The organism is Sporomusa acidovorans (genome assembly GCF_900101845.1).
Lineage (GTDB): Bacteria > Bacillota > Negativicutes > Sporomusales > Sporomusaceae > Sporomusa > Sporomusa acidovorans.
On sequence record NZ_FNAM01000112.1, the window covers coordinates 1 to 2143 of the forward strand.

The following is a 2143-nucleotide window of genomic DNA, read 5'->3' on the forward strand; positions in this document are numbered from 1 at the left end:
CTGAGCATAGCGAAGAACATCATTATTGTCGCGAGCCGTAAGGCGAAGTGAGAATGTGTGTAAGTCGCTTAGTTAGAGCGGAGCGATAACATCCTTAAAAATGTTCTAGCTCTGAACTAACAATCAGTATCTAACTATGCAATGCTTATCTTCTGTGAAGTTTTTAGGGAACAGACAGCACTTATATGTAAGTGCTGTTTTTATTTATTTAACCAAGAAACTAAATTACCCTCAAGAATTTAACTTATCCAAATTAATTTCCGGAAATAGCCAATTGACAGCCCCTAAATCCTGGCATATAATAAGAATAGCAGAAAAACCCCACCCACAACTCGCGGGTGGGGTTTTTGCAGGTTGCAGAAGATTAGACAAGTTATTTTTCATATTGTTGCAAAGGAATGATAGGTAGTGGAAAAATATCAGAAATATGGTATAAACCCTTTACTTATCAGTATAGCTACGGATCAAGTTTTAATAAATGTTTCACCACGCCCTACCGTTGCTATGCTGCCAGGCAAATATTCTAAAATTGTGTACAAGCATATCAAGGCAGTAAATAGTGAGTTTCCCGAAAATATTTTTCGGTTGACTTGTGAAGCATGCGGTAGAAGTGGAGATTATGATTTAGGAACTCTCGTAATTCCTACCGATAATTTAGAACATCACAACGAAATAGAAAAAATTCAGGCACTTGGCTATTTTCGCTGTAAGCATTGTAATGCTGCTGGAAAATGGGAACTGTCAGCACGAGTGAAGGCAATACTTGTCGCTAAAGTGGCGGCAGCAGTGCTGAGTAATGCCATTGAAACCGGGATGTCTCAAGGTGTCGTATTTGGCAAAGCATTAATTAATAAAGAATTTTCGCCGCGTTGGGGAAATGAGGCAGAAGATTATTTTCTAGAAAAGTTAGCTCAGAATCCTAATAATGCTTATCTTTGGAATCGTTTAGGAAATACATATTGTCGCGGAAAGCGGCCTGAACTGGCAGTGTGTGCTCATGAACAAGCAGTTATAAAAGATATGGAGCAGATAGAATCTCATTTTTCATTAGGCAAAATACTTATCGAATGTGGTGAACTCGAAAAAGCTTCCGAGCATTTGCGACAAGCGGTGGCATTTAGCTATAAATATAAGCAGTTACCAGCCTATGACCTTAGGGAAATTGTTGTAGAAGCGTTGGAAATACTGTTATCAATATATAACCAAAGCGATAATCAAATTGATATGCTGCCCAGGCCAAGCGAATGGGAAAATAATCATTTCGTTAAAAATCAGATTGCAGCAACGGCAATCCATGACTTTGAAGTTGATTTCAATTGTCGTGAGACTTTATATCCGTTAGCCGAGGTATATTTAGGAGAGCGTCGAAATGAATTACCGCCGGAAGCGCGGTCCATACAAACGCAGGTTAGAAAAAAGGCCTGGCCGGTAGTAAGCAAAGTCAATAAGCAAAAGCCCCCAAAAAAGAACAAAAAAAGGAAAAAAAGATAATAGTTATTGCATCTTACGAGACTTGGCCGCATGCATGGTGATGCGCTAACTGTGACAGGTACTGTAGGCGATCGGAGTAGTATTGATATTCATGAATGTCAACTTGAGATAAAAGTAAGTGACGAAGAGATGGAAGCGGAAAAGCGATTGGGTTCAACCAAAACCTAAAGTTACATCAGGTTATTTTGCCAGGTATGCTAAGTTAGTTACTTCGGCAAATATGGGTGCCGTCTTAAAATACATAACTTTAAAAAAGTGTGTAAAAACAGTTCTCCTGCGAGGGACTGTTTTTCTTATATATCCGAATATAACCCATCGATTTGCGGAAAACAGACAGTAGTTTATTCTCTCAGAGTTAAAGAAAAAAGAGAATTTATAAAACAGAATTTTCAGTATTAAATGAATAATAATTGACAATTAGGGTTATGATATGCTACGATGAAAAACAGGGATGAATATTCATTATAAAAGATTGTTGCATATTAGAAGGTTGACATAACAGAATTGACGTGCTATGCTATATAAGCTGTTGTCAAACAGCTTATGCAAGAAATAATAATAAAAGATGTTGACACGGTGAAAAATACGTGATAACATATATAACTGTCGGCTCTACAAAACGAAACGACGATGTTCCATGAAAACTGAACAA

General features: G+C 37.6%; 1 protein-coding gene. It reads left to right on the top strand.

The features are described 5' to 3' along the window. Window positions 1–408: 408 nt before the first annotated feature. Window positions 409–1491 (top strand): tetratricopeptide repeat protein, encoded by a 1083-nt coding sequence (locus BLR65_RS28730; RefSeq protein WP_093798257.1) that lies wholly within the window; start codon window positions 409–411, stop codon window positions 1489–1491. Window positions 1492–2143: the final 652 nt, after the last annotated feature.